The organism is Planococcus sp. FY231025 (assembly GCF_052078085.1).
GTDB lineage: Bacteria > Bacillota > Bacilli > Bacillales_A > Planococcaceae > Planococcus.
Genome location: NZ_JBQJJG010000005.1, coordinates 81,611 through 106,260, shown reverse-complemented (window position 1 = coordinate 106,260; position 24,650 = coordinate 81,611). Strand labels below are relative to the sequence as shown.

Genomic DNA, 24,650 nt, shown 5'->3' with positions numbered 1-24,650 from the left:
TCAGGGGTTTTTAATATTCCATCTAAGACCAGTAATTTCCGTTCACTTCCGCTTCAGCAAGAGTTCGAATTCCTCATGGACGAGGGCCGTGAACCTCTCCTGCTCTTTGTTGTCTTCCAGCAGCAAATCGGCATTTTTTTCATTGCTCAAATACTTCCGGATCTTCCCGTTGTGCTCAATGATATGATTATAGCGGTAATCTTCCCTCAGCGTCCGGAACCATACTTCTTGATCCAGCTTTTCAAGATTGGCATTCAGCTTGGATGGCGATGCCAAATAGGACTCGATTGTACCTCCCGCTTTCAATAACAACACGCCGCCCACAGCGCTGGCGATGAATTTAAGCATGGCCGATCCCCCTTACTCTCTTTATACAATCAGTATACCGCATCAAGTGTCTTCCTCCGCAAGGGGATCTTTCCGCTTTTCAGGCCAATTCACAAGGAAAATGCCGGCGAAAATCAGTGCTCCTCCTGCAAGGAGTGTAGTGCCGATCTTTTCATCAAGTATCAGCCAGCCGGAAATGATGCCGAAAAAAGGTGCCAGGAATAAGAATGCACTGACTTTCCCCGGATTGCCGTTTTGCAGCAAGTAGAACCAGACAGCAAACTGGACGATGGATGCCGGGATGGCAAGCCATAAAATAACCGCGACCGAAACCGGGTTGAGAGCCAATTGCTGATCTTCCAAGACCGTGCTCAGCAGCAACAGGACGAGTCCTCCGAAAAGCATCTGGTAAGCTGTCAGCACCCAGACATCATACTGCTGGCCCCACCGTTTGATCAATAATGTACCGACAGCCCAGAACACCGCACTCGAAAACCCGAAAACCGTTCCAATTTCAAATTGCAGCTGTCCGCCCATTGTGATGAAAACTCCGATAAAACCGAGCAGCACCCCTGCCCATTGAATAAACCGGTAGCTCAGCTTCAATGCAAGCGTTCCGAAAACGACTACAAGCAAAGGATTCATGAACGTCAGGATTGCCGATTCTCCGGCAGTAATGGTGCGCAAACTGAGAAAGATGCAGCCCATGACGCCGGCTGTCTGGCAAGCACCGATGATAAAGATACGGAGCCAATTCCGTGTGCCTATCGGATGTGGGCGTTTCAACAGCAAGACGAGGGCAATCATCAAGATTCCCGCCAGCACGAACCGCGTCCCAACCAAAAGAAGCGGTGAAACGTGTTCAAGCCCGATTTTTCCGACTGCAAAAGAGGAGCCCATCAAACTGGTGGTTAAAACGACTAAAAATGCGAAGGTGAATTTACTTTTGATATCGGCTGCCCCCTCTATGAAATACATTTTGGTTTTGTGCTAAAAGATGCTAGTTCTCTTTTATGTATTTTCTAATGGAGATATCCATTTCTTTAGCCAAAATCATGCCAATAAATGCGCTTTTTTCTGCTGTATATGATACCCGGCTTTCTGCTCTTTCAGCCAGATCCCTTTTCAACTTTCCGTATTCTATAGCACTATCTCTATGCTTGCGCAAATGGTTGCGGAATGCAATATGGCGCATGAATTCATCACTATCTGTTGAACAGACATAGAGGTGATGGTCCATTGCCTGCCTCCTGAAGGCTTCAAAAAACAAAGCTTGGTTCACTAATTTGAAAGCTTCACGGCCAGCTATGCCCAGGTCCCCTTCATGAAGGTATCCCATCCTGGCCATCTTCTCAATGACGGTCGGCAATCTGTCCCAGTCAGAGAGGACAATATCAATATCCAAAATCGGTTTTGCGCATAATCCCGGAACGGCCGTACTCCCGACGTGCTCGATCGCCACAACCTCACCAGCCAATGCTGAAGTGTACACCGAAGATAATTCTTGAAATTCTATTGGCCATAAAGGATTGTAATCTTCAATGGCAATTTTGGTTTTCATTTTTCTATTGGCCATCGGGCTGATCTGTGCTGATATAATTTCCGCCCATAACCTTGCCTTCACTTTCCTTCACTGCCTGGGGAGCATGGACTACCCGATTTGAGATCCTTGAGAGCTTGTCGTTGATTTTATTTAATAAATACAGCGCTCTAAACAAACAGCCTGCAAGGATTACAAATGCAAAAAAACTGCCTAAGGTAGGTCCTGCGGGAAGCAAAAGAAGAGCTAAAGATGCGCTGACTAACATGAAAAAGATTAAATTCATTTGATTTCTCCTTTTGTTTATTTTTGGTACTCTATTCCATCAGCCAGGCTTGATCTTTGGCTCGGACGGATCTTTAGTTGAATCGCGATGCATTCCTCACCGTTTGCCTATGCAAAATATAAGGGATTGTAGGACCCTGGCCTTGCTGTTTTCCTAGGAATGTATAATCTTTAGCCATCTCGATGTCCATCCACACCACTTCTTCAATCTCCTCTGGAAAAGCGATTTCCAGATGGCCTCCGACCACTTCGCCTATGAACGTAAAAAACACCGCATGGTGGTTCCGGTCTTCAAAAAACTTTTCACTGACGGAAAGGATGCCCCCGATCGAAACATCTAACCCCGTTTCTTCTTTGGCTTCCCTTATTGCAGCTTCTTCCAGGGTCTCCCCTTTTTCCACAGCACCACCCGGCAGCGTATAATACGAATCGCCCGCTCCGAAATTCTTCACCATCAGCACTTGGTCTTCAGTCTTATTTGACAGATAGACATACACAACATCGACTCTTTCCATGTGGGCCTCCTTCTTTTAGCTCGGCCGTCCATAAAGGACCCCGTGCCAATGTTCCAGATTTTCAGTGATCCGTTCTTTTGTATCCGGATTTTCGCCACGGAACACCAACCTGAAATAAAGGGTTTTGGCGAAGTTAAGGATATTGGTCTTGTTCCGGAAAAATTCTGCCGAGTATTTTTCTTTCTCATGGATTTCCTGCAGTTTTTCGAAAACAACGGCAATCCACTCTGCAAGCCGCTCGTCCGAAAGGCCTTTGGCGATCAAGGCTTCAATGACGAAAATGAGCCTGTCATCTTCTTCATTGTTGTATTGGCCTTGCTTGAAAAGGCAGGATTCGACCGCCGCCAACGATTCTTCGGCACAATCCAAATCAATTCCGGGATGCCCTGCCGCTTCTGCCAGCATGTCCGCGCCGTGCGCAATGCTGTGCGCCCAACCCTTTCCTTCAACAAACCCGCGGATGTCCTGTTCCCGCTGCAAATACTCTACGCTCCGGCGGAAAACTTGTTCCACCTTGGCTGTCGGCGGGAACTTCCGGGTTTTGTCTTGAAACAGCACCAAAGCGATCACTAGGGACGAGAAAGAACGCGTGAAAACCGCATCTTCCGAAGGTTCACTAATCTTGAGGAACAAATGGTTTTCATCCAGGCATACATCTAAAATGGACGCCAGCTCCCGATCCGTTAATACTTCCTCCGCAGCAAGCCTAAAAAATGTAGAATAAACGAGCTCATCCCGTAATTCTTCGTCTATAGAACCGATCTCTTCTAGCATAGCGGCCGTCAACTCGGCTCTTTGCTGCCCATTGAGGCGTTGCAGTTCCTCCATCGGCATGGCGTTGATTTCCTTTAAGCGCTCTTTCAGCATTGGCGTTCTCCTTTAAAATTCTACTCTTTTATATACTGCAAAGCAGTATGCAGATATGTCCCAATTTCTTCGCCAGAGTCCACCCGGATCCATGGTTGCCCTTCCGGTTTTTTGCTGCTGGCTAACGCTCTTGTGAAAATGCTCTCCGATTCCACTTCTGGAATCTGGCTCAGCAGCCGTTCCCGGTTTCTCAGCCGTTGGTTGATTTCCGTGAAATCGTTCAAATAGCATTCAACATATTTATAGGAAGCGCCGTATTTATGCGCCAGCTTTGTCCCTTTCTCGATCATTTCCTCATACAGGCAAGGACTGTCGAAAATGACGCTTTTTCCTTGTGCCAACTGGAACTCTATAGACGCCCAATCGACGCCGTAAGCTGCCTTCCCTAACGTCCGGGCGTCAAGCTTACTTTCGTCCAGTGAAGCCAAAAGCGCACTTTTGGAAGTATCGTGGTCGATGATGACTGCTCCCGTCTCAGACGCCAGCTTTTTGGCGAGCGTCGATTTTCCGGAGCCAGGAAATCCGGACATTTGCAGAAAAAACATGCTTCCCCTTCTTTCAATCTTTATTTTGCAGAGCAAAAAATTCATACACAGTCTTCAAATTCCGTTCCATGCCATTGATGCCCCGCCAAGCATGGTATTCAGCGGGGACCTGGAACGCCGAGATAAATTCTTCAACCGGCTTACCTGAAACAGCCGCTCCTCTTGAGGAATCGATCAGAAGATCCAAATAGCCGGCGAGCGGCGGCAGCAAGTCTTTGGTGCCGACGTTCCCATGGCCCGGGACAAACGTTTCTGCTTCCAACTTGGCCAGCGCCTCCAGAGCAGCGCGGAAAGCCGGTGGATCTGTGACCGGCACATGCAGGTTCTCTGTCACCAGGTCGCCTGCAAATAAAACCCCGGCATCCGGCACATACATGACTGCGTCGCTTGCCGTATGTCCGCTGAAACATTGTAATTCCACTCGGCGTTTGACTCCGTGGATCGTCAAGCGTTTTTCAAAAACCAGAGCGGGCTTCACCATTTTGAGTCTGTGCAAATCCGCTAGCAGCTGTTCCATTTCGAGGTGCTGATTGATCAGGCTTTCTCGGCGGATGCCGGGTTCGGCTGCTGAGATTTGCTTCTGCAGTACTGCCAAGTAGGCAGCTGTCTCTTTTTGCTCTTCCGCTGGATTCCCCATGATATTTTTTTCTTCAAACCATTCCCTGGTAGCTCATGTCGAAACAATTACAGCATCAGCGAAGGCCTGGTTGCCGAAAACATGGTCCCCGTGGTAATGGCTGTTGACAACATATGTCGCCTTTTTTCCGGTCAGGTTTTCAGCTTGCCTTTTCAGTTCTTCTGCAGCAGCCGGCGTGTTGAAAGTATCAAAGACCACGAGCTCAGCGCCCAGATCCACAAACCCCGAATTGCTCCATGCTCCCTGGCCGGGTTTGGCGACAGCGGCAAAGACTCCTTCTGAAAGTTCCTGCAAAATGAAATGGGGTGTTTCTCTTACGATTGGCATCCGGCTGCCCCCTTTGCGTCTGCGCTGCTGTTCAGAGCAAACGCTTCGATGATTTTCTCTGCTGTTTCTGCCGGTTCCAAGTATGTATTGTCGATCCGGATGTAGTTGTCCCCCCGGATTTCCCCGGGCAAAGAATTTAACCGGTGCTGCTCCATCGACTCAAGGAGGTTCTTCTCCGATTCTCCGATATTGCGTTTGGTCGGTTTGTGCTGAAGGCGGCGTTCAGTTTTATTGCGCCCGATACGGGTTTCTTTGTCCGCTTCGAGTTCTGCAAAATACACTTCGTGCCCTTCCTGTTCAAAGATGCTGCAGACCTTTTCGACAAACGCTTTATCCTCTTCCCTATCGAATGCCCAAACGTATGTGAATATGATGCCCCGAATATCACTTTTAGCCATCGATTTGAACATCTCCTCGCGTATCAGAGCCGAGAGCCGGAACGTTTCTGCGGTGAAGCCGAAAAAAGGATGCAGCAGTTCAAGCGTCATATGGTTATGGAACAATTTCAACCCTGTCCCTTTTTCAAGTTCCTGCCCGACCGTCATCTTCCCGACAGCTTGTGGTCCGAATAATAAAATGAGTTTCATGTCTGCTCCTTTCCTGCTCTCCATTCATCTTCCAGGATGCTGTACAGGAGCGAATCCCGCCAGCCGCCATTCATCCGGAGCGCATCGCGGATCCGCCCTTCCTGGAACATGCCGAGTTTTTCCAGCAATTTTTTTGAACGGGCATTGTGGGGCGAACAAGTTGCCTGGATCCGGTGAAGGCGCTTTTCCTCAAATCCGAATGCCAAAAGCAGGCCGGCAGTTTCCCTTGCGAGCCCTTTGCCCCAATGGTCCGGATGGAATACATAACCGATTTCGCCTGCCAGGTTGTCGTAATCGTGGAACCAGATTTCGCCTGCGCCGATGACTTCTTCCTCCTCTTTCAGGATGACGGCAAATACAAACCGGATCTGCGGCAGTTCTTCGGCATCAACGAGAACATCTTCAATATATGCTTTTGTTTCTTCCCAGGAATTCGGCCCCCACGGCTGGTGCTCGGAAACGCTTTCCAACGAGGCATAGCTGTGGACCGCGTCCAAGTCTTCTGCAGCCATCGGCCTAAGATAGATGCGCATCCCTTCGATTCTTCGGCTCATGCTCCCCCTCCATTCTTTAGAATCTTTCGCTATATAAGTTGAACTAATATTCTTTCACTACCGATATTCCGCAAAACAGCTGCGCTTGCCGCGGGCGAGCGCCAAGCCTCCTCAGTCGCTTCGAAAACCTTGTGCTCCTGCATCGCTTCGCTAGCTTCGTCGCAAATGGTTGAGCAAATTCCATTTGCTCCACCATTCCCTGCGGGGTCTCGGCTGTCTCGCTTTCCCGCAGGCAAGACTTACCCGAAGCCTGCGAGGGCAAGTCTTTGCGACGAGCTTGCGCAGGAGCAGTACGGTTTTCTCCGCTGTTTTGCTCCATATCTCAGATAGCACTGTTAAAACGGATAGAGTTATCAGCTTTTAAGATAGAAACCAGCGCCGGCGCGTCCACGGGCAAGGCGAAGCTATGAGACGGGTGCTTTTCCCGGCTCATGGCGAGAGCCTAGCCAAGAGCGGCCGAAGCGGAGTATTAAATTTTGACCTTTAAATTCAAATTATATAGTTTTTTTATTCTATCATAAGTTCTGTCCGTTTATTTCGACATCCGTTAAATTTTTCCAATAAAGCCCCTCAGCCAAAAGAGGCAGAGGGGCTTTGCATCAGGAGACATTGGACAGTTCAATTTCTGGCGCTTTTTCTTTCCGGACGAACAATCCGCTGTAAACCAGAGCTGTCCCAACCAGCAGCAGAACGCCCATATAGACGGACATCATCGCCGGTGCCAGATAGGCGCCGAGGATGATGGACGAACGGGCCAGCATATCTGCGCCGCTGAAAGAGATTCCTGAGAACGCGGAGTAGGAGCCCCGCTTATCATCCGGCATCATATTGGCTTGTTCCGTGTTGCGCACCGGCGAATAGACCAATTCCCCGATGGTCGCCAGCAGGTTGAACGCGAGTAGGACATACCAGACATTCGCAGACGTGATGGCAATATAGCCGATGCTGTAGAGAAGCAAGCCGCCTAGCAGCACGTGCTGTTTTTTGAACCGGTCTGCTGCCCTGCTGACCAGAAACGTGAAACAGACGACCAGCAGCATGTTCTGGATATTCAATAAGCTGAGCATGCGGACGCCATCCAGTTCAAAACTGCCGATGCTGACCGGTTTGAAGGTCTGTGCCAGCCGAACGCCGATATAGCTGTTCAACGTGAATTCGGCCGCAAAAATGAAAGTCGAACCTGCCACTACTTTGACAAATGGCGCGTCCCGAAAAGCGACCCTATAGCTTCCGATAACATCCAGCAACACGTTTTGATGCCGCTTTTCAAGAAGCCGCACATCCTTGTCGTCCGTCAGCCAGATGGCATAAGCGATCGGCAGGCAGACAGAAGTGAACGTCAGCAGCGCGAAAAGCTCCAGCTGGTGGCTGACATACAGCAGGCCGCCAAGCGCAGCACCGATCGCCATCGATAAATTCGTTAGCCAATATTCCAGTGTGTAGACCGCTTTCCGGTTTTCCGGCGTCGTCGAATCAATGATAATTGCGTGGATAGCCGGCCGGCCCAAGCTGCTGGTGACGATAAAGGCCGCATAGGCGAACGCGAACAGCCAAATCAGCGGCTCTTCCGTCACCAGGCTGATGGTCATCGCCAGGAACATCGCTGCACTGAGCGAAGCGGTCCAAATGACCACTTTCTTCCGTTGGAACCGGTCGGAGATATAACCGCCAATCAAATTGATGATAAAACTTATGGCCACGGTGAGCATCAGGAACGATCCGGCCCATACTTTTCCCATGGCGTCGGCAAAAAACAAGGCCATGAACGGCATGACTGCAGAAAAAACTGCCCGGTTGAAAAAAGATGTGATCAAGCGGACTTTGATATTACGGGGATATTGTTTCCAGTTCATATTGCCAACCTCCTCTTGTCTATGTATATTAAACTAGACTCATGATTCTAAAAATGGACAGTTTAATTCAATATGTCCAGTTTTATAAAAGGAGACGGCTTATGGACAAGAATTTATTGGCTCTGTGGCATTCCGTGCCTTCCGGGAATATTAAAAAAGAGGAAATGGCGGATGTCCTCGGCCTGAGCCTGAAACAGACCAGCCGCTATATCGGAAAATGGGCGTCTGAAGGCTGGTTCGATTACACTTCAGGTCGCGGCAGAGGAAAGATTTCGACGCTTCACTGGCGGAAGAATGTGGAAGAGGTTTTTGAACGGGAAGTGATGCACCTGATCGACCAGGAAGCGGTTGAGAAAAGCAGCAAATACCTGGTCTACGATTGGTCCCAGGATGCCAAGCTGCGTCTGCTCGACCGCTTCCGTTCCAAGTTCGGCTTTTCCCAGGATAGCCGGGAAAACGATAAGTTGATCATTCCGAGACGCTATAAATTGATGACCATGCATCCACAGGAAACCGCCGATGTCCATAGTGCCAATTTTGTCGCGACGGTCTTCAACCGGCTTGTCTTTGTCGATTCCTGCGGCGGTATCTTGCCGGAACTCGCACATAGCTGGGATCTCTCGCCGACGCGTTTGCGCCTTTATTTGAAAAAAGGTGTGAAGTTCCATGACGGCTCCACTTTAAATGCCGAAGATGCCGCTGCTTGCTTGAACCGGCTCCGGCAGCACCCAAATTTCACGGAGCTGTGGGCACCGATCAAGCAAATTTCTGCGCCAGCACCGCTCGTGCTCGACCTGGTGTTCCCGAATGGCTGCAGCTATTGCCTCCAACTGCTCGGGATGATCACTTCAAGCATCTACAAGGGAGCGAACGGCAAGCTTTTGGGGACGGGAAGCTTCTATGTGGATGATTCGCATGAGCTGAAAACGGTTCTGCTGGCGTTCAACGAGTTTTTCGGAGAACGGCCGCTCCTGGATGCCATCGAGTTTGTCCAAGTCCCTGAAGACTTCGATATCGCTTACCGGTCATCCCGGCACCAAAGCGAAGATGAGACATTCCTGGTCGAAAGCGATTCCGGCGTCGGCATGCTGTTCATGAACGTATTCCGCGATTCCCCGATTAACAGAAAAGAAGTGCGTGATTATATCCATTGGGCCATCGCAAAGCACCGCAGCACAATCAGCAAAATCGATTCCCGAATCTTGCCCAATGCCAATGGCATGCTGATCGGCCGAAGCAATGATTATGAAATGCCACCTTCTGAAAAGCCGGAGTTCGATATGCCGATTATGATCAAGACGACAGGCTATCTGGCCGGGAGTTCGGAATGGCTCCGCGACGTCCTGCTGCAGGAAGGGATTCCCGTGGAAATGTATGAGATGCCGTTCCATGAGTATTTGACGGATAACGGAACCGGACAGCAAGCGGACATCTTTCTACATGGGGAGGTTTTCGAGATGAACCAGGACTTTTCATTCTATTATTTCCTAATCAATGGACTGTCCCCCCTAAAACCGATGATTGCCAGCGACCCTTATCTATCGGATTTATTGAAGCAATATGTCGGCACACCTTTTCCGGAATGGTCGAGGCTGAACCTGGAAGTGGAAAAACATTTGATTGCTTCATCGGTCATGGTGCCGCTGTATTATGCCAAACGGCAAATTCCATTCTCAACCGATCTGAAAAACATCAATCTGTCCCATTTCGGCTATGTCGATTTTTCGAAATTATGGGTCCGGCCGAATTTATGATTTTTATAATAATATTATGTAATCTGAAGAAATGAAATAAAGCCCGAAACCATTCGGGCTTTATTTTTGTATCCAGCTATAATAAATAAAGTGGGCGTCTTCTTTTCCGCTACTGATTCCCCCAAGGCTGTTTTCGGTCATCTCAAAGCCATTTTTCTCCAGGACTCGCTGGGAGGCGACATTGTTCTGTGTGGTTTTTGCGTCCACTCTTTTCACGCCGAGGGCCGGGAGCTCATCGATCAACAATCCGACTGCTTTTGCAGCGATGCCTTTTCCGCATTGGTTTTCACTCATGCGATATCCCAGGCTCCCGCACCTTGCTTTCCTGTCGATATCAACCAAGTTGACCCTCCCCAAGATTCCACCTTTTTCATCTTTGATCAAGTAAAAAAACGACTCGCCTTTTTCTTGCTCATCAAGCAGCATTTGATGCCGTTCCAAGAAACCTTCCGGCTGATAGTAGCCATCGCCTCGCCCTGGCACCTGCGATTCAAAAAACGTCCGGTTTTCAAGCTCAAAAGCCAGCAGCGCTGCCGCATCTTCCTCGGCTAATAACTCCAACTGAATGTTCACTTTTCCTCACCTCTTTCTTCCAGCGCGACGTTGCCATCCGAATAGATGGCGAGCATTTCTTTCATCAGCCGCTCGATCTGATTGCCGTCTTGCACATGGGACATCATCCATTCAAGTTCCTCCGAAATGAATGCACACAGCATGACCACTGCTTCATGATGGCCTGCCGGTGTCGTCAAGTCGGCTATCGCCTTTGCCTGGCGGTATTGGGCTTCCGGCAAGTCCGTTTGCAATGCTTTCAATCCTAATTGGGCCCGACCAGGTGCATACCGGTACAGCAATGCCCGCGCCAGATGCTCCATGGAATTCGACAGCATTTTCGCAGCCCAGAGGCTGTTGCCGCGGGCTGCTGCCTTTTTGTATTGGAACAGGAACCATGCAATATCGTTGACGTGGTCCCGGTATTCTGATGGCGTCAGTTCCAAGCCTTGCGTTTCTGCAAACCCCTCCAAAATGCCTTCCGGATCGAAGAGCACTTTATAAAAGTCTTTCCCGGTGAACGTATCGGCTGTCACCGTAAAAAGGTCGATATGCAGAAAATCATCAAAAACTGCTATCAGCTGCGGCGCGACGATGAAAATATCATCCATGAAAATGATTTCGCGATAAGCGCTTAAATGGCGGAAACGCTCTGACAGGAAGCCATCTAGCCCTTTTCGGTCGACCAGGCAATAAAGGTCGATATCGGAATGCTCATCATGCTCTCCCCGTCCCATCGACCCTTTTAGAAATACCGCTTTAACGCGCGGATCGCCTTTCAGGCTTTCGCATATTTGTTGTACCGCTTTTTCTTGTGCCAGCATGGTTTCTCCCGCTTTCATCCTAAAAGTCTCTTGGTTTTTTTGCCCAATGCGCAGGCCGGACCAGCTGCACGGGCAGCTTCGTATTGCAATCGCCGATTGCTGCATTGGCCTGGGTCTGTGTCAGGAACAGGCTTGAGGACAAATCGGCGCCGCTGATGTCGGCATCCCGGAAGTCTGCCCCCAAAAGGTCTGCAGAAGTGAAATCCGCCTTCCGCAAATTCGCCGCGATAAAATAAGCTCCCCGAAAATCCACGCCAGAAAAGTCTGCCCCTTTCAGTTCGGCACCCATCAGATCCGCATTTCGCCGGTCCAATTTTTTCTTGCTTTTCTTAAACCGCTTCCGCACAACCCCGCTCGTCTCCATCAGTAGCGCGCTCACTTCCTGCCGATGCGCCGCGATGTCCACTCCGAGAATCCCTTCAGGGCCTAAAGAAGTTAGCCGCTCCGTTTCCTCTTCAAACTGGACCAGTTTCCCGGCCAGCGGCTCAGGTGGGCCAGCTTCGATTGCTTCCGCCAAATACCAGAGGATTTCATGCAGCTGGGTCATCAGCGGGAACACCCGGAACATCTGTGCAGCGGTATCCGGACTGCTGCGCCAATCCAGTCCCTGAAAAGTTTCCTGGACCATTTTCTGTCCGGAGCCGAAGCAGTCGAAAACGGTACATCCTTTAAAACCCGAACGGCGGAGCTCGCTATGGATGCCGCAGCGGAAATCAGACTGGAGGTTCGGGCATGGAACGCCCGCCTTTTTGCTGAACGCAAAATCCGCTGAAGCAGCATATGCCAGTCCAACACAGCAAAGGGCTGCACATTGGCTGCAATCCGCCCGCAAAGCACTCCGATCTCTAATCTGCTTCGGATCATTTACCATATCCGCCACCCCTTAAGAGAAGTCTCAAATCCACGCTTTATAAACAGTATAGATTAAAACCGCCCCAATGAAAGAGAAAAAACCGGACTCTCGCCTTCGGAATCCGGTCCTTAGCTATTCGGCAATTTCAGCCTTCTCCAAATGCTTGATGCAATTGTACAGCGGGCAATCCCAGTTGTTTTCACTGTACTGCAAAAGGGTGAGGGATGTGTTTTCAAGGTTTGTTTTCCTGAAACGCTCCGGCAGAAGTTTTCGCAGGGTGATGCCGATCCAACCGCCGTGGCTGACGACCAATACGCGTTTCCCTGCAAAATCAGCCGAAATGTTTTCAATGAATTCCACGCCGCGCTGGGCGACCGCTTCTTTGCTTTCCATGCCAAGGTCGAGCTGGCGCCAGTGAGCGCCCCATTTTTCCACGCGCTGCTCTTCCGTCGTCCCTTCGATTTCACCGCCGTTCATTTCCCGCAGCCGCGTATCAAAAAAACTGATCGGCAACGCTAATTTTTCTGAAATGATTTCAGCTGTTTCTTTTGCACGAGCCAGATCGCTTGAAACGATCATGTCCCACGGCTCTTCCCCTGCTAAACGCTGCGCAACTGCCATCGCCTGTTCTCTTCCAGCGTCATTCAAAGGCACATCTGCGCTGCCTTGGGCAATCCCTTTTATATTCCAGTCTGTAATGCCGTGCCGCACAATACCGATAATTGTCATATCCATTTCCCCTTTGCTTATTAATTTCCAGAATTCCAGTTTACAGTTCTTTCAAAAAACTTGCCACTACACAATACCGCATAAAAAAGCCCGGCGCTCGGCCGGGCTTTCCCATTACACGCCCATTTTGCGGCGGGTGTTGCTGACTTTTTTCGTTTGTTGGCTTTTCAGCTTTTTCGCTTCCTTTGAAGCACCGTTATTGCTTTTGCTGTTGGCCGCCTGGTTCTTTTTCGCTTCCAGCTGGCGCTTCACCGCTTCCTGCAAGCTAACTTTTTTTGGAGTTTCGTTTGTTTCTGTCACGTCGATCCCTCTTTTCTGATTGGAAATAATTGCGAGAGTTTTATGACCTCAATTATACCACAAAACTTGCCCCTCATTGCTTGTTTTCTTTAAACCACGCGCTGACTTGGCCGAAGAATTTGGCCATGCTGTTAGGGTTCGACATGTTTGGAACACGGGCCAGCAACACTTCTTTCGGCGCTTTGACGCCTTCTTTTTTCTTCTGAAGCACGAGGATCCCTTTGGCATGCGCCGAGTTCTTGAAGAGCGATTCCGGCAATTCCATCACCGCTTGGATATAAGCAGCTTTTTTCAGGAATGCGTGGAGCTGCGGCGCCTGTGGGGATTCAAACAAGGCTTTCGGCACGACGAAGAACAGATAGCCACCTTCAGCTGCATGCTTGATCGCTTGCTCGATAAAGAGATGGTGCGCATAGGACATGCCTTCTTCCGCTTTCAGTTCATATGCGGAAGCCGCTTCTTCGTCCGGATAATAGCCGACCGGAAGATCCGACACCACTGCATCGACGGGATCGATCAATAACGGCTGCAGGGCATCCTGCCGGTAGAATGTGACCGGCTGTTCCACAAGGTCCGCAGCAGATGCTGCCAACCGGATGAGCAAATCGTCGATTTCAACTCCGGTACCTGTTACGCGGCCGTCCAAATAATTCATGACGGTCAGCAGGAGGTTGCCGGTTCCAAGCGCCGGGTCCATCAACGTGAATTCCTTTTCCTTCACGAACAATTCCACCAGATAGCCGACAAGCAAACCGAGCGTGTCCGGCGTCATCTGATGATGCGGCTGGACATGTTCCTTCATGCCCTTTAAAACAGCCAGCTGGATGGCTTTCCGGATATCCTCTTTGCCGGGTTCCGCTTCAGGCTTGATATGGCCGTCAAGCCAGCTTTCAACCGTTTCGAGCAGGCTCTCCAAATACGGAAGGTCCCGCTCTTTCTGGTATTGCGTTGTGTGCTGGTCAATAAAATTAAAAACTTTTTCCATAGATGAATTCATGCAGTTCTCCGTCCTCAATAAGGAAACCCACTCGATTGGAGTGGGTTTCCGGTTTTAGTTTGTCAGTTCTTTTACTGCTTGGAGCGCTTTCTCATAGTTCGGGTGGTCGGTTCCTTCCGGCACGTATTCCACATACGCCACTTTGTCATTTTCATCGATGACAAAAATCGAACGGGCCAACAAGCGCAATTCTTTCATTGCCGTCCCGTAAGCCTGCCCGAAGGACAAATCGCGATGGTCTGACAATGTAGTGATTGAATCCACGTTATTGATCTCTGTCCAACGTTTTTGGGCGAATGGCAAATCTGCCGAAATCGTCAATACTTCTACGTTTTCCCCAAGTGAAGCCGCTTCCTCGCTAAACCGTTTTGTCTGATCCGAACATACTCCCGTATCCAATGAAGGAACAACACTGATCAACCGGACTTTCCCGGAAGTGTCCTCCAATGTCACAGGGCTCAAATCGTTTGCAAGTGCAGTGAAGTTCGGTGCCTGGTCTCCAACTTTGACTTCATTCCCCGGCAAAGTGACCGGGTTATTCTTAAACGTGATCTGTACCATCAAAACGCCTCCCTTTCTTTCTCCATCTTACTAGAACGCCCGGGTCTCATGCAACTCAGACCTTTCTTCCTGCGGTTTCCGAAACTCTTTATGCTTTTGGTAGGCCGCTTCATGGATGACGGTCGTATCCGCAATAAAGTCATGGACGCCTTGCTTTAATCGGGTGAATCCCACAATCCAATAAAGCGGCAGGATTGTCACCGACAAAAATCGTCCGATCCATTCCCTGAACAGCAGCGTCCCCCAGGACAGCCCTTCTTCCTTCAGAGAAAAAACCCGGATCCCGAAGATCATCTTGCCGACTGTCTGCGAGAAGAATTTCGTCATCAGCACGAAATAGCCATAGAAGAAAATTGCGGATACAATGGCATACGGCGCATACCAGGCGCCATCAGCCGTATCGATGCCAAGCAGCAGGAAAACCGGTTTCGCCAGAATGGATGTGACCGACGCTACAACCAGCAAATCGACCAGATACGCCCAGAACCGAATCCAGAAACCAGCCGGCATCCGTTCGTAATAAAGCACTTCTTCATAACGCTGAGGCTCAGGACGGGCTTGCCCGGTCCGCTCCTCAACGGAAGGTGTTCCGCTTGTTTGGTCCGCCATGCTTATCGCCCCTTCCTCAGTTCTCGCCATACAAATACATCATGCGCGGCGCGCTGTAATCTGTCAGCAATTTTGCAATCATTTCCGACTCCAAGTCCGGTTTGAACATCGATTTCACTTTCATCGAAAACAATGAGCCCAGTCCTTCGGAAGCTCCGTATTCAAACGCTTCAGCGTCCCCAAGATCGAAGTCCGCGCGGAGTGCAGCCAGAACGTCTTCTTCAAAACCGAAATCATCGGCCAAATTGGCTTCGACTGCCTGGCGGCCATTCATGATGCGGCCGTCTGCAACTGCCTTCACTTCCGCTTCTGTCATGCCGCGCCCTTCTTCAATGACATCGACAAACGACTCATAAGACTGGTTCAGCATATCTTGAAGAATCTTCTGCTCTTCTTCGGTCATATCCCGTGTAGGGCTGCCGATGTCTTTGTACGGGCCTGATTTGATCGTAACGAAATCGACGCCGTATTTTTCTGCTAAGCCATCGTAATTCATCAGCTGCATGATGACGCCGATGGATCCCGTGGTTGTTTCTTCGTTGACATAGATTTTTTCAGCCGGTGCGGAGATGTAATACCCGCCTGATGCTGCAGTAGCTCCCATCGAAACGTAAAACGGCTTTTGTGTCTCCGTCTGGATTTCCGTGATCTTGTCATAGATTTCTGCGGATTCCACTACGCCGCCGCCTGGCGAATTGACCTTCAGCATAACCGCTTTCACGGTATCGTCTTCTTTGATTTTCTCTAATTGCTCCATGAACAGGTCATGGTTGTAGCCGGTTGTCCCGAAAAAAGATGCGGCTTCGCCAGTATCCTGGATTGCCCCTTCTACGTTAAGGACCGCAATCCGGTTGTTCATATCTCCTGGCTCAATGACTGTTTCGGCCAGCTCGCCTTCAGCGGGCGCCACCCATTCATCCAGTCCTGTGCCGAAGCCGCTCTGGAAAATCGCGAATGCCGAGTTGATGACAATGGATACTCCCAGCAACACCACGGCCGCAATCACCGCAATCCATCTTTTTGTATTCATACGCCTTGATTCCCTCCTTTTGTTTCTACTCCATATTATACGGAGAACCGGTCCAAAAGTTTCGTCTCAACCCTTTTTGAAATCAATGCCCTGAATTGAGCCGGCCTCTTCTCACTGTCCGCGCCTCCATCACTTTGGAAGTTGTAAAGATGGCGAGGGCCACCCAGACAAAGGAAAATGAAATCAGGTTGATGCGGTTGAATTCCTCGCCGTAGACCAATACGCCCAAGATCAGCATCAGCGTCGGCGCAATGTACTGAAGGAATCCGACCATGTAAAGCGGGATCAACGGTGCACCTGTCGCAAACAGGAAGAGCGGAAGCGCCGTTGCGGCTCCGCTGATAATGAGCAGGATGTCCGTTGTCACGCCGGTATGCAGGAAATGCGCATCGCCGTTGGCAAACAGGTAGATATAATAAGCCACAGCAACCGGCATGACAAACAGCGTCTCAAGCGCTAGCCCGCGGAGCGCATTCAGTTTGATCGTTTTTTTAATCAGCCCATAGAAAGCGAAACTGAACGCCATCCCGAAAGCGAGCCACGGCAATGTCCCGTAGGAAACGGCCAGAATGGTCACTCCGGTCGCAGCCAGGATAAATGCGAATTTGATTGCAGGCGACAGTTTTTCTTTCAGGAAAATGACGCCAAGCAGCATCGAAACGAGCGGGTTGATGTAATAGCCGAGGCTCGTTTCAACGATCCGGTCGTTCGTTACTGCAAAAATGTAAAGGAACCAGTTTAACGTGATCAGGTAGGAGGCAATCATCAACGTGAAAAATGTCTTTTTTGATTTCCATAAATCCTTTAGATCCGATAAGAGCATCTTCCGCCCCTTGATCAGGAAAATGAATGCCACGGTCAAAAACAGCGACCAGACGATCCGCGATGCCAAAATTTCATCGCTCGGCACCTGGTCGAGCAGCTTCCAGTAGATCGGCAAAAATCCCCATATTGTGTATGTCATCGCTGTGTAGAGGATGCCTCTTTTTTCATCATTCATTGTCCGCTTTCACCATTCTCTCTAGATATTTTGTTGCACGAAATAATAGACTAATTATATGCCCGGGGAATTTCAAAGTAAACCTTCGAAGCCCGATTGGCCTCTTCGATTTTCAATCTTTCCAAAGGAGAGCAGGCAAAAGAAAAACAGCCGGTAAAACCGGCCGCCAGCATGTTGAGAAAGATATAGATTTAATTTCTTGTAAAATGATAAACCGATATTCCGCAAAACAGCTGCGAAGCTATTGGCCGAAGGTAGTTCGGCCGATAGCTTTGCGACGAAGCGCGTAGCGATGCAGGAGCATATATTTTAGCCGCGGGCTCGCGCAGGTGTCTCCGCTGTTTTGCTTCATATCTAAGAGAAGTTTAATGAACCAGGTTGAGGTGAGAAACATTTCTCTTCTAGAAAGCCTATCCAGCGCCGGCGCGTCCGTGGGCTAAGCGAAGCTATGAGACGAGTGTCCTTCTCGGCTCATGGCGAGAGCTAAAGAGGTGCACAATGTCTTTGGGCACCTCTTTTGCGACGAGCTTGCGCAGGAGCAATCGTCTTTGCCCTTCCCCAAGCGACCGAAGCGGTGTGAAAAGTTCATTTCTTTTATGAACTCGGCTATAGAAAGTTCTAGACAGCCTCACGGCCGGTAAAACCGGCCGCCGTTCATCGTTTATTATTTTCCTGCTGGCGCAGCTCCACGCGGCGGATTTTCCCGGATGCCGTCTTCGGCAGTTCCGGAATGAATTCCACAGCCCGCGGATATTTATAAGGGGCGGTCAATTCCTTGACGTGCTCCTGCAACTCCTTCACCAGTTCATCTGATGCCGCGTTCTCATCCACCAGGACGACGAATGCTTTGACGATCGTGCCGCGGATTTCATCTGGTGACCCGACCACCGCACATTCCTGGACAGCGGGATGTTTGACGAGCGCATCCTCCACTTCGAACGGCCCGATTGTGTAGCCGGATGAAATGATGATGTCGTCGCCTCTTCCTTCAAACCAGAAATAGCCGTCATCGTCCTTCGATGCTTTATCGCCGGTCACATAATAGTCGCCGCGGAACTGCATCTTGGTCCGTTCGTCGTCTTTGAAATAACCTTTGAACAGAGCAGGCGTATCGACGTGGACCGCAATATCGCCGACTTCTCCTGCCGCCACCGGCTTGCCGAATTCATCGATAATTTCCACTGTGTTCCCGGGTGTCGGCTTGCCCATGGAACCGATGCGGATTTCCATTTCTTTCATGACCCCGACAAGCAGTGTGTTCTCGGTCTGGCCATAGCCGTCGCGGACGTTCAAATTGAAGTTGTCCTTGAATACATTGATGACTTCGGCGTTCAGCGGCTCACCTGCTGAGACCGCACTCTTCAACGAAGACAAGTCAAAGGAAGCCAGGTTTTTCTGCTTCGCCATCAAACGGTATTCCGTCGGGGTGCAGCACAGTACGTTGATCTTGCGGCGCTCCAGAATCTGCAGGTAGACTTCCGGGTCGAATTTGCCGTTATAGACATAGCCGGTCGCCCCGCTGCCGAGCGTCGCCAGAAACGGACTCCAGATCCACTTCTGCCAGCCCGGGCTCGCAGTCGCCCATACAAGGTCTCCTTCTTTCGCCCCCAGCCAATGTTCAGCCGATGTCCGCAGATGCGCATAGGCCCAGCCATGGCTGTGGACCGCCCCTTTCGGATTGCCTGTCGTGCCTGAAGTATAAGACAGGAATGCCATATCGCCGCTTTTCGTCGCTGCCGCTTTATACTCATCGGATGCGCCTGCCATCTCGTCGGTCAATGATATCCATGAGCTATCGCTTTTTCCGATGACAAATTTGACGACGCGATCCATTTCCTTCACTTCGGCAAACTGGTCCATGAACGGCTCATATGCGATAACAGCCTTTGCGTCACTATGGTTCAGCCGGTAGGAAATGTCTTTTGCACGGAGCATCTCCGAACTCGGAATGACAGCAAGCCCGGCCTTCAGTGCGCCGATATAAGCCACGTACGCCTCGATCAGGCGCGGCACCATGACCAGCACGATATCGCCTTTCGCGAGGCCAGCTTTTTGGAAGCTATTGGCCGCTTTGTTCGCGCGTTTCATCAATTCGTCATATGTAACTTCCTGCGTTTCGCCTTTATCGTTTTCCCAGATGATGGCCTTCTTGCCATCCCCCACTGCGAACCGTTCGATTTCTTCCACTAAGTTGTACGATTCCGGTGCCAGCAATTCTTCTCGCTTCATCTAAAATCCTCCTTGGCGTTAGTTTAAATAAATCCTTTTCATTATATCGCAAAAATTTTAGTATTCAAAATAATTCCTCTATATCGAAGTGTGAAAAAAACGGCATGGAAAAGTTCCATGCCGCTCCCTTATGCTTCTTATTCGGTTGTTTCATTCCCGGTTACAGCAGGTCATCGAATGCGGCCGCTTTGGCCCGTGGAAATTTGATCGTTTCCCGTTCAGCTGCCGCTTCCCGGATCAGCTCGTCAAAATCCACGAAGTTCTCATAATACTCGACTTTCTCGAGCTTCGGCTTTGTTTTCGGATTCGCCGGCGTGAAAATGGTGCAGCAATCTTCAAACGGCCGGATTGAAATGTCATACGTATCAATGGCCTGGGCTGTTTCGATGATGTCCAGCTTGTCCATCGCAATAAGCGGCCGGAGCACCGGTGTTTTGGTGACCGCATTAATGGCATGAAGCGATTCAAGCGTCTGGCTGGCCACCTGCCCCAGGCTTTCCCCAGTGACAATGGCCTGGCACTTGGTTTCTTCCAATACCAGGTCCGCCACACGCATCATCATGCGCCGCGTCGAAGTCATCGTGATGTTATCCGGCACCTGCTTATGGACTTCCTGCTGCAGCTTCGTGAACGGGATGATGTGAAGGTTGACCGAAGAGCCGAACCCGCTCAGCTTTTCAGCCAGGTCGAAGACTTTTTCCTTCGCCCGTTCATTGGTGAACGGGGGGCTGAAGAAATGGATCAGCTCCAGGCGGACGCCGCGCTTCAGCATATGGTAGCCGGCAACCGGGCTATCAAGACCGCCTGACAGCATCAAAAGTGCCTTGCCGCCAGCACCGACCGGAAGCCCGCCTGCACCTTGGATCGTCTCGGCCATCATGAACGCGCCTTCTTCGCGCACTTCGATCTTCAAATCGATGTCCGGGTCTTTCATCTGGACAGACAAGCCAGGATAATTCCGCAGCACTTGGGAACCGACCGCTTGGACAATCTCCGGCTTTTCGTGCGGAAATGCTTTATTGGGCCGCTTGACGGAAACCTTGAAGCTTTTCTGGTCCGTATCCAGCTTTTCCATCACTTTCATCGCCGCTTCCTGCATCGATTCGAGCGACAGTTCGGCCTGGGTGACCGGACTGAACGTCTGGATGCCGAATACCCGGGGCAAGCGCGCCAAAACCTGTTCCATGGCAGCTTCATCATCCAGGTAGATGAACATCCGGTCGCGCTCCGCTTTGACGCGGAAGCCTTCGATATCTGAAAAGGTCTGGCGGACATTGTCGCGGAGCCGGCCGATGAACGAGCTCCTGTTTTTGCCCTTCGTTGACAACTCGCCGTAGCGCACGAGAATCTGGTTTGTTTTCATATATTAAACTCCTTCGATAATTTCATAGACTTTGGTGAATGCCCGTTTCAGGCTTTCAATTTCTTCCTGGGTAGTGAATGCGCCCATGCTGATCCGGATGACGCCATCCTTGAATTCACGCGGCAAGCCGATGGCCTCGATGACATGGCTGGTGCTTTTGCTTTTTGACGAGCAGGCGCTTGATGTGGAGACGATGACCCCTTCCTGCTGGAGCCCCGACACAAGCACTTCGCCTTTGACGCCTTTGACAGCCACCGATAAAATATGCGGCGCGGCTCCTTTCGGACTGACGAGACGCACTTTCGGAAAGCCTGCAAAGAAACTGCGGAGTTCCCGGTTCCAAGCCGCGTATTCATCTCGCGGCGCTGCGAGCCGCAGCGCTTTTGCCAAAGCTGCGGCGTTCGGCACGGAAACGGTCCCGCTCCGGATTCCCGCTTCCTGCCCGCCGCCGTGGATTTGGGGCGACAATTCCGCTTGGCCTCCAAATGCCAGGACACCGCTGCCCTTCAATCCGTGTATTTTATGGGCTGATACTGTAAACAAATCCGGCATTTCTTTCGGCAGAGCAATCTTCCCGATGCTTTGGACCCCATCGACATGCAAGAGCGTCCGCGTGCCGTCCAAGAGCTTCTTCACTTGTGCTACAGGGTGGATTGTCCCGATTTCATTGTTCACGTGCATCAAGCTCACAAGAATCGTATCCTGTCTGAGCGCGCTCTGCAATTCATCCAGCTTGATCTTGCCTTCCGCGTCCACAGAGAGGCGCGTGATTTCGAATCCCCGCACCTCGAGCACTTCCATCGCTTTCAGCACGGACGCATGCTCTGTCGCCGCAGTGATCAAATGCTTCCCGCGATGGCGGAGCGATTCAGCGGTGCCGATGATCGCCAGATTGTTCGACTCGGTGCCCCCAGATGTGAAGAGGACCCGAGGCATTCCTAAGAGGCCGGCGACTTGTGCCCGCGCTCCTTCCAGCAGATCTTCCGCTTTGTTTCCCAACGCATGGATCGAAGCCGGATTGGCATAAAAATCGTTGTTCGCCTTGACGAACGTGTCGAGCACTTCAGCTCTTGGTTTTGTCGTTGCGCTATTGTCCAAGTAAATCATTTGTCTACCTCCGAAAAGAAAACCACCAGCCCGGGGCTGGTGGTTTTTGTATGATTTTATACGCGCCATGCATCTTCTTTGACCAGCACTTCGATGCGCTTCATCGAGCCGGGTTCAAAGTTTTCGACTGCCGTCGCTGCTTCTTCCAATGCTTTTGAATATCGAAGCTGGCGGAACGATTCTTCAGCTTCCATCAACTTGGCATTCATTTGCGGGTTGGTTTTGCGGTAACGGTTTCCGTACTGGATGATCCGTTCGATCAGCAGTACATTCTCCACCATTTCCTTCGCTTTATCTTCCACTTCATCAATGCATTTTTCCGCTTTTGTCAAGTAGCTGTCAACGAGCTTCATGTTCAGCGGCACTTCCTGCAAGCCTTGCATTGCTACGAATAAATGCTCTTCGGCTTCTTCCAGGCGGACATCCATCTCTTCCGGAATCCCTGGCATGTTCGCTTTGTGGAGCAATCGATCCGTTTCCTGCAATTGGCGCTTCAGGCCTTCGACTTTCGTCCGGGCTGCCGTTTCATCGATGCGCAAGTTCTTCAGTGAAGAGGCGAATTCGCTTTGAGCCGTATCCGTTTCCGCCAATTCTTTGCGGATCGCACGCAATTCTTCTTCCAGGCTTGAATACGCGGATTGTTCTTCCTGCGTACGCGAGATCAAAAGGTCGAACCGGCGCTGCAGCTCTTCCAGCTTGTTCAAGCAAGTTCTTGGAATTGCCGCTTCGCTTTCCGTGATCTTATAGCTTTGCTGCACCACAGCACATTCGTCGAATGTATCGCGGGTTTCACGGGTGATCACTTCCAGCTGGCGTCCCGTCTCCCCTTTGTACTGATCGACATAATGCTTCGCAGCAACTTCTTTTTCAAGCAATTCGTAGAATGAATCGATCCGATCCTTCATTTCTTCGGCTTTCGCTTTGGTTTCAGCAATCTGGAGTGCGGCAATCTGGCCTTTCATTGCTGCGAGCTCCTGTTCCATTGCATCCAATTGGCCTGTCAGTTCAAGATGGTTCAGGTAATAGGACTGCGCTTCCATTTCACGCACGCCGCTGCGCAGCTCGTTGATGGATGCCGGGATTTTCGACTGGACATCCGCTAAAAGCGGCGGAATGTCGTCAATCAATGAGAAGACATAATCAGCTTCATCGGATAAGCTCATAACAATTTCACGAGCCTTCAAATAATTCCCTGATTCTGTCAACTCATCGTATTCAGCGAACATCGGTGTGAACGTTTCCAGCTTTTTCTCAAGCGGTCCGGCTGCTGCCCCATAGGAATGCTGATGGGCAAGCAGGTTCTTGCGGGCCTGGCGATAATGGTCTCTCATAATGTCCATTTCGCTGCGGTTCTTCTCTTCGCTGCCGATCAATTCACTCAATTCCGTCAGGATCTTATTCATCTCCTGATCGACATTTTCGATGCGGGTTTCAATATCGCGTTCGATCTTTGTCGCTTTTCCGAAGTTGAACCGGTCGATTGCGTCCTCTGCGTCGAACAGGGCTGCATCGATTTTCGGAATATGTACATCCATGATTTCAGTCCAAATGCCGCGCCAGCGCTCAAACATTTCTTCTGTCTGGCCGTTCATGTTCAGCTGTTTCACTTTTGTCAGTTCTTCGAGTATCGGTTTGTTTTGTATTTGCAGTTTTAACTGTTCCAAGCGTTCAATTTCCGCGTTGTGTTTCTTTCGAAACATGAATCCGACGATAATTACCGCTAATAGAATGATGACCGCAATGATGATATACTTCATCATAAGTCATTAGCCCCCTGTTCCAAATCACATTTCCTCTATATAAATGTATTCATGATTCTATTATTTTAACATGTATTGAAGTGTTATGTTGGCCAAAATAAAAGAAATGGCATAAAAATTTTTATTCCCTAAAGAAAGTTGGTTTTTTTATGAAACGAGACGGCCATATCCATACGCCTTTTTGTCCGCACGGCACGCCAGATGCCTTGGATGCTTATATTGAAAAAGCGATCCTTTCAGGTTTCAGCGACATTTCATTTACCGAGCACGCTCCCCTTCCACCTTCCTTTACGGATACGACCCCGATGAAAGACAGCGGGATGGACTTGGAGGTGCTGCCGCTTTATTTAGACGCCGTGGCAAAGGCAAAGGATGCATACAAAAACGACATCCGGATCCGCGTCGGCCTGGAAGTCGATTTCATCGAAGGCTATGAAGCGGAGACCCGCGCGTTTCTCGACAGCGTCGGCCCTTCGCTCGACGATGCCATCTTGTCCGTCCATTTCCTGAAAGCCGGGCCGTATTATTATTGCCTCGATTACAGCAAGGAGGTTTTCATGGAACTTGCATCCGCAGCCGGCTCTATCGAAGCAGCATACGATCTGTATTATGACACCGTCGAAGCGTCGATCGATGCCGATCTTGGCCCTTATAAGCCGAAGCGCATCGGCCACCCGACGCTTGCCCATAAATTCCAGTTGGCGCACGGCACAGCAGTCGACGACGGGGACCGGATCAAAGGAGTGCTCGAGCATATGGCGCGCGCCGGCTTCGAACTTGATGCCAACAGCGCCGGCTACTCAAAACCGGATTGCCTCGAGCCTTATCCGCCACTGAAATGGCTGGCATACGCTGAAGCATTGAGGATTCCGCTTGTATTCGGCTCCGATGCCCATAGCGTAAATGGCTTGCATAAAGATTACGGCAGACTTTATAATAAATGAA

Annotated in this window: 28 protein-coding genes; 2 read left to right on the top strand and 26 right to left on the bottom strand. The window is 50.3% G+C overall.

The window, feature by feature from the left end; genetic code table 11:
* Positions 1-42: 42 nt before the first annotated feature.
* The 12 genes from ACTL32_RS06905 to ACTL32_RS06850 all read right to left on the bottom strand — a co-directional run bounded on the left by ACTL32_RS06905 (position 43) and on the right by ACTL32_RS06850 (position 8,037).
* Positions 43-348 (bottom strand): hypothetical protein, encoded by a 306-nt coding sequence (locus tag ACTL32_RS06905; RefSeq protein WP_441340779.1) that lies wholly within the window; start codon positions 346-348, stop codon positions 43-45.
* A gap of 42 nt (positions 349-390) precedes the next feature.
* Positions 391-1,305, bottom strand: coding sequence for a DMT family transporter (locus ACTL32_RS06900; protein ID WP_441340778.1), 915 nt, complete (start codon positions 1,303-1,305; stop codon positions 391-393).
* 22 nt (positions 1,306-1,327) lie between these two features.
* Positions 1,328-1,888: a GrpB family protein gene (locus tag ACTL32_RS06895; RefSeq protein WP_441340777.1), complete on the bottom strand. Its 561-nt coding sequence runs from the start codon at positions 1,886-1,888 to the stop codon at positions 1,328-1,330.
* A gap of 4 nt (positions 1,889-1,892) precedes the next feature.
* Positions 1,893-2,153, bottom strand: a complete 261-nt coding sequence (locus tag ACTL32_RS06890) for a hypothetical protein (protein WP_441340776.1) — start codon at positions 2,151-2,153, stop codon at positions 1,893-1,895.
* Between the two features lie 73 nt (positions 2,154-2,226).
* On the bottom strand, positions 2,227-2,667 hold the full coding sequence (locus ACTL32_RS06885; protein ID WP_441340775.1) for an NUDIX hydrolase: 441 nt from the start codon (positions 2,665-2,667) through the stop codon (positions 2,227-2,229).
* Positions 2,668-2,682: 15 nt separating this feature from the next.
* The gene (locus ACTL32_RS06880; protein ID WP_441340774.1) at positions 2,683-3,534 is read right to left on the bottom strand and encodes a DUF2785 domain-containing protein; all 852 of its coding nucleotides are present in this window, start codon (positions 3,532-3,534) and stop codon (positions 2,683-2,685) included.
* 20 nt (positions 3,535-3,554) lie between these two features.
* Entirely contained in the window at positions 3,555-4,079 is a 525-nt protein-coding gene (locus ACTL32_RS06875; RefSeq protein ID WP_441340773.1) for an AAA family ATPase, read from the bottom strand.
* Between the two features lie 13 nt (positions 4,080-4,092).
* The gene (locus ACTL32_RS06870) at positions 4,093-4,716 is read right to left on the bottom strand and encodes an MBL fold metallo-hydrolase (RefSeq protein ID WP_441340772.1); all 624 of its coding nucleotides are present in this window, start codon (positions 4,714-4,716) and stop codon (positions 4,093-4,095) included.
* Positions 4,717-4,749: 33 nt separating this feature from the next.
* Entirely contained in the window at positions 4,750-5,043 is a 294-nt protein-coding gene (locus ACTL32_RS06865; RefSeq protein ID WP_441340771.1) for an MBL fold metallo-hydrolase, read from the bottom strand.
* Positions 5,031-5,630 (bottom strand): shikimate kinase, encoded by a 600-nt coding sequence (locus ACTL32_RS06860; protein ID WP_441340770.1) that lies wholly within the window; start codon positions 5,628-5,630, stop codon positions 5,031-5,033. The genes ACTL32_RS06865 and ACTL32_RS06860 overlap by 13 nt, the downstream gene beginning before the upstream one ends.
* Positions 5,627-6,184 carry a GNAT family N-acetyltransferase gene (locus ACTL32_RS06855; protein ID WP_441340769.1) on the bottom strand — a complete coding sequence of 186 codons (558 nt, stop codon included), beginning with the start codon at positions 6,182-6,184 and terminating at the stop codon, positions 5,627-5,629. The genes ACTL32_RS06860 and ACTL32_RS06855 overlap by 4 nt, the downstream gene beginning before the upstream one ends.
* A 599-nt stretch (positions 6,185-6,783) precedes the next feature.
* Positions 6,784-8,037 carry an MDR family MFS transporter gene (locus ACTL32_RS06850; RefSeq protein WP_441340768.1) on the bottom strand — a complete coding sequence of 418 codons (1,254 nt, stop codon included), beginning with the start codon at positions 8,035-8,037 and terminating at the stop codon, positions 6,784-6,786.
* Between the two features lie 101 nt (positions 8,038-8,138).
* Between ACTL32_RS06850 and ACTL32_RS06845 the strand changes: the two genes are divergently transcribed.
* The gene (locus ACTL32_RS06845; RefSeq protein WP_441340767.1) at positions 8,139-9,791 is read left to right on the top strand and encodes an ABC transporter substrate-binding protein; all 1,653 of its coding nucleotides are present in this window, start codon (positions 8,139-8,141) and stop codon (positions 9,789-9,791) included.
* Positions 9,792-9,851: 60 nt separating this feature from the next.
* On the opposite strand, the gene ACTL32_RS06840 is transcribed toward ACTL32_RS06845, so the two are convergent.
* The 14 genes from ACTL32_RS06840 to ezrA all read right to left on the bottom strand — a co-directional run bounded on the left by ACTL32_RS06840 (position 9,852) and on the right by ezrA (position 23,705).
* Positions 9,852-10,364 carry a GNAT family N-acetyltransferase gene (locus ACTL32_RS06840; RefSeq protein WP_441340766.1) on the bottom strand — a complete coding sequence of 171 codons (513 nt, stop codon included), beginning with the start codon at positions 10,362-10,364 and terminating at the stop codon, positions 9,852-9,854.
* A complete protein-coding gene (locus tag ACTL32_RS06835) occupies positions 10,361-11,185 on the bottom strand; it encodes an aminoglycoside 6-adenylyltransferase (protein WP_441340765.1) in 825 nt (274 codons plus the stop codon). Before ACTL32_RS06835 ends, ACTL32_RS06840 begins: the two co-directional genes overlap by 4 nt.
* A gap of 1 nt (position 11,186) precedes the next feature.
* A complete protein-coding gene (locus tag ACTL32_RS06830; RefSeq protein ID WP_441340764.1) occupies positions 11,187-12,038 on the bottom strand; it encodes a pentapeptide repeat-containing protein in 852 nt (283 codons plus the stop codon).
* 114 nt (positions 12,039-12,152) lie between these two features.
* Positions 12,153-12,749 carry a histidine phosphatase family protein gene (locus ACTL32_RS06825; protein WP_441340763.1) on the bottom strand — a complete coding sequence of 199 codons (597 nt, stop codon included), beginning with the start codon at positions 12,747-12,749 and terminating at the stop codon, positions 12,153-12,155.
* 114 nt (positions 12,750-12,863) lie between these two features.
* On the bottom strand, positions 12,864-13,049 hold the full coding sequence (locus ACTL32_RS06820) for a hypothetical protein (protein WP_204890235.1): 186 nt from the start codon (positions 13,047-13,049) through the stop codon (positions 12,864-12,866).
* A gap of 73 nt (positions 13,050-13,122) precedes the next feature.
* The gene (locus ACTL32_RS06815; protein WP_441340762.1) at positions 13,123-14,046 is read right to left on the bottom strand and encodes a class I SAM-dependent methyltransferase; all 924 of its coding nucleotides are present in this window, start codon (positions 14,044-14,046) and stop codon (positions 13,123-13,125) included.
* A gap of 54 nt (positions 14,047-14,100) precedes the next feature.
* Positions 14,101-14,607: a thiol peroxidase gene (tpx, locus tag ACTL32_RS06810; protein WP_441340761.1), complete on the bottom strand. Its 507-nt coding sequence runs from the start codon at positions 14,605-14,607 to the stop codon at positions 14,101-14,103.
* 30 nt (positions 14,608-14,637) lie between these two features.
* Positions 14,638-15,216: an RDD family protein gene (locus tag ACTL32_RS06805; protein WP_441340760.1), complete on the bottom strand. Its 579-nt coding sequence runs from the start codon at positions 15,214-15,216 to the stop codon at positions 14,638-14,640.
* 16 nt (positions 15,217-15,232) lie between these two features.
* On the bottom strand, positions 15,233-16,246 hold the full coding sequence (gene sppA / locus ACTL32_RS06800; protein WP_441340759.1) for a signal peptide peptidase SppA: 1,014 nt from the start codon (positions 16,244-16,246) through the stop codon (positions 15,233-15,235).
* A gap of 82 nt (positions 16,247-16,328) precedes the next feature.
* Positions 16,329-17,246, bottom strand: a complete 918-nt coding sequence (gene rarD / locus ACTL32_RS06795; RefSeq protein WP_441340758.1) for an EamA family transporter RarD — start codon at positions 17,244-17,246, stop codon at positions 16,329-16,331.
* A gap of 654 nt (positions 17,247-17,900) precedes the next feature.
* Positions 17,901-19,475, bottom strand: a complete 1,575-nt coding sequence (mbcS, locus tag ACTL32_RS06790; protein WP_441340757.1) for an acyl-CoA synthetase MbcS — start codon at positions 19,473-19,475, stop codon at positions 17,901-17,903.
* 160 nt (positions 19,476-19,635) lie between these two features.
* The gene (thiI, locus tag ACTL32_RS06785; protein ID WP_441340756.1) at positions 19,636-20,838 is read right to left on the bottom strand and encodes a tRNA uracil 4-sulfurtransferase ThiI; all 1,203 of its coding nucleotides are present in this window, start codon (positions 20,836-20,838) and stop codon (positions 19,636-19,638) included.
* Positions 20,839-20,841: 3 nt separating this feature from the next.
* A complete protein-coding gene (locus tag ACTL32_RS06780; protein WP_441340755.1) occupies positions 20,842-21,945 on the bottom strand; it encodes a cysteine desulfurase family protein in 1,104 nt (367 codons plus the stop codon).
* A 56-nt stretch (positions 21,946-22,001) separates the two neighbouring features.
* The gene (gene ezrA / locus ACTL32_RS06775) at positions 22,002-23,705 is read right to left on the bottom strand and encodes a septation ring formation regulator EzrA (RefSeq protein WP_441340754.1); all 1,704 of its coding nucleotides are present in this window, start codon (positions 23,703-23,705) and stop codon (positions 22,002-22,004) included.
* Positions 23,706-23,854: 149 nt separating this feature from the next.
* On the opposite strand from ezrA, the gene hisJ reads away from it, so the two are divergent.
* Positions 23,855-24,649, top strand: a complete 795-nt coding sequence (hisJ, locus tag ACTL32_RS06770; RefSeq protein WP_441340753.1) for a histidinol-phosphatase HisJ — start codon at positions 23,855-23,857, stop codon at positions 24,647-24,649.
* The last annotated feature ends 1 nt before the right edge of the window (position 24,650 follow it).

What these genes read in the sequence shown, in the direction of transcription:
- hisJ (WP_441340753.1), top strand. Translation starts at nt 23,855, where the DNA reads ATGAAACGAGACGGCCATATCCATACGCCTTTTTGTCCGCACGGCACG.
- ACTL32_RS06880 (WP_441340774.1), bottom strand. Translation starts at nt 3,534, where the DNA reads ATGCTGAAAGAGCGCTTAAAGGAAATCAACGCCATGCCGATGGAGGAA.
- ACTL32_RS06850 (WP_441340768.1), bottom strand. Translation starts at nt 8,037, where the DNA reads ATGAACTGGAAACAATATCCCCGTAATATCAAAGTCCGCTTGATCACA.
- ACTL32_RS06885 (WP_441340775.1), bottom strand. Translation starts at nt 2,667, where the DNA reads ATGGAAAGAGTCGATGTTGTGTATGTCTATCTGTCAAATAAGACTGAA.
- ACTL32_RS06865 (WP_441340771.1), bottom strand. Translation starts at nt 5,043, where the DNA reads ATGCCAATCGTAAGAGAAACACCCCATTTCATTTTGCAGGAACTTTCA.
- thiI (WP_441340756.1), bottom strand. Translation starts at nt 20,838, where the DNA reads ATGAAAACAAACCAGATTCTCGTGCGCTACGGCGAGTTGTCAACGAAG.
- ACTL32_RS06855 (WP_441340769.1), bottom strand. Translation starts at nt 6,184, where the DNA reads ATGAGCCGAAGAATCGAAGGGATGCGCATCTATCTTAGGCCGATGGCT.
- ACTL32_RS06825 (WP_441340763.1), bottom strand. Translation starts at nt 12,749, where the DNA reads ATGACAATTATCGGTATTGTGCGGCACGGCATTACAGACTGGAATATA.
- ACTL32_RS06895 (WP_441340777.1), bottom strand. Translation starts at nt 1,888, where the DNA reads ATGAAAACCAAAATTGCCATTGAAGATTACAATCCTTTATGGCCAATA.
- rarD (WP_441340758.1), bottom strand. Translation starts at nt 17,246, where the DNA reads ATGAATGATGAAAAAAGAGGCATCCTCTACACAGCGATGACATACACA.
- mbcS (WP_441340757.1), bottom strand. Translation starts at nt 19,475, where the DNA reads ATGAAGCGAGAAGAATTGCTGGCACCGGAATCGTACAACTTAGTGGAA.
- ACTL32_RS06875 (WP_441340773.1), bottom strand. Translation starts at nt 4,079, where the DNA reads ATGTTTTTTCTGCAAATGTCCGGATTTCCTGGCTCCGGAAAATCGACG.
- ACTL32_RS06845 (WP_441340767.1), top strand. Translation starts at nt 8,139, where the DNA reads ATGGACAAGAATTTATTGGCTCTGTGGCATTCCGTGCCTTCCGGGAAT.
- sppA (WP_441340759.1), bottom strand. Translation starts at nt 16,246, where the DNA reads ATGAATACAAAAAGATGGATTGCGGTGATTGCGGCCGTGGTGTTGCTG.
- ACTL32_RS06805 (WP_441340760.1), bottom strand. Translation starts at nt 15,216, where the DNA reads ATGGCGGACCAAACAAGCGGAACACCTTCCGTTGAGGAGCGGACCGGG.
- ACTL32_RS06815 (WP_441340762.1), bottom strand. Translation starts at nt 14,046, where the DNA reads ATGAATTCATCTATGGAAAAAGTTTTTAATTTTATTGACCAGCACACA.
- ACTL32_RS06890 (WP_441340776.1), bottom strand. Translation starts at nt 2,153, where the DNA reads ATGAATTTAATCTTTTTCATGTTAGTCAGCGCATCTTTAGCTCTTCTT.
- ACTL32_RS06870 (WP_441340772.1), bottom strand. Translation starts at nt 4,716, where the DNA reads ATGGGGAATCCAGCGGAAGAGCAAAAAGAGACAGCTGCCTACTTGGCA.
- ACTL32_RS06835 (WP_441340765.1), bottom strand. Translation starts at nt 11,185, where the DNA reads ATGAAAGCGGGAGAAACCATGCTGGCACAAGAAAAAGCGGTACAACAA.
- ACTL32_RS06830 (WP_441340764.1), bottom strand. Translation starts at nt 12,038, where the DNA reads ATGGTAAATGATCCGAAGCAGATTAGAGATCGGAGTGCTTTGCGGGCG.
- ezrA (WP_441340754.1), bottom strand. Translation starts at nt 23,705, where the DNA reads ATGATGAAGTATATCATCATTGCGGTCATCATTCTATTAGCGGTAATT.
- ACTL32_RS06780 (WP_441340755.1), bottom strand. Translation starts at nt 21,945, where the DNA reads ATGATTTACTTGGACAATAGCGCAACGACAAAACCAAGAGCTGAAGTG.
- ACTL32_RS06905 (WP_441340779.1), bottom strand. Translation starts at nt 348, where the DNA reads ATGCTTAAATTCATCGCCAGCGCTGTGGGCGGCGTGTTGTTATTGAAA.
- ACTL32_RS06860 (WP_441340770.1), bottom strand. Translation starts at nt 5,630, where the DNA reads ATGAAACTCATTTTATTATTCGGACCACAAGCTGTCGGGAAGATGACG.
- tpx (WP_441340761.1), bottom strand. Translation starts at nt 14,607, where the DNA reads ATGGTACAGATCACGTTTAAGAATAACCCGGTCACTTTGCCGGGGAAT.
- ACTL32_RS06900 (WP_441340778.1), bottom strand. Translation starts at nt 1,305, where the DNA reads ATGTATTTCATAGAGGGGGCAGCCGATATCAAAAGTAAATTCACCTTC.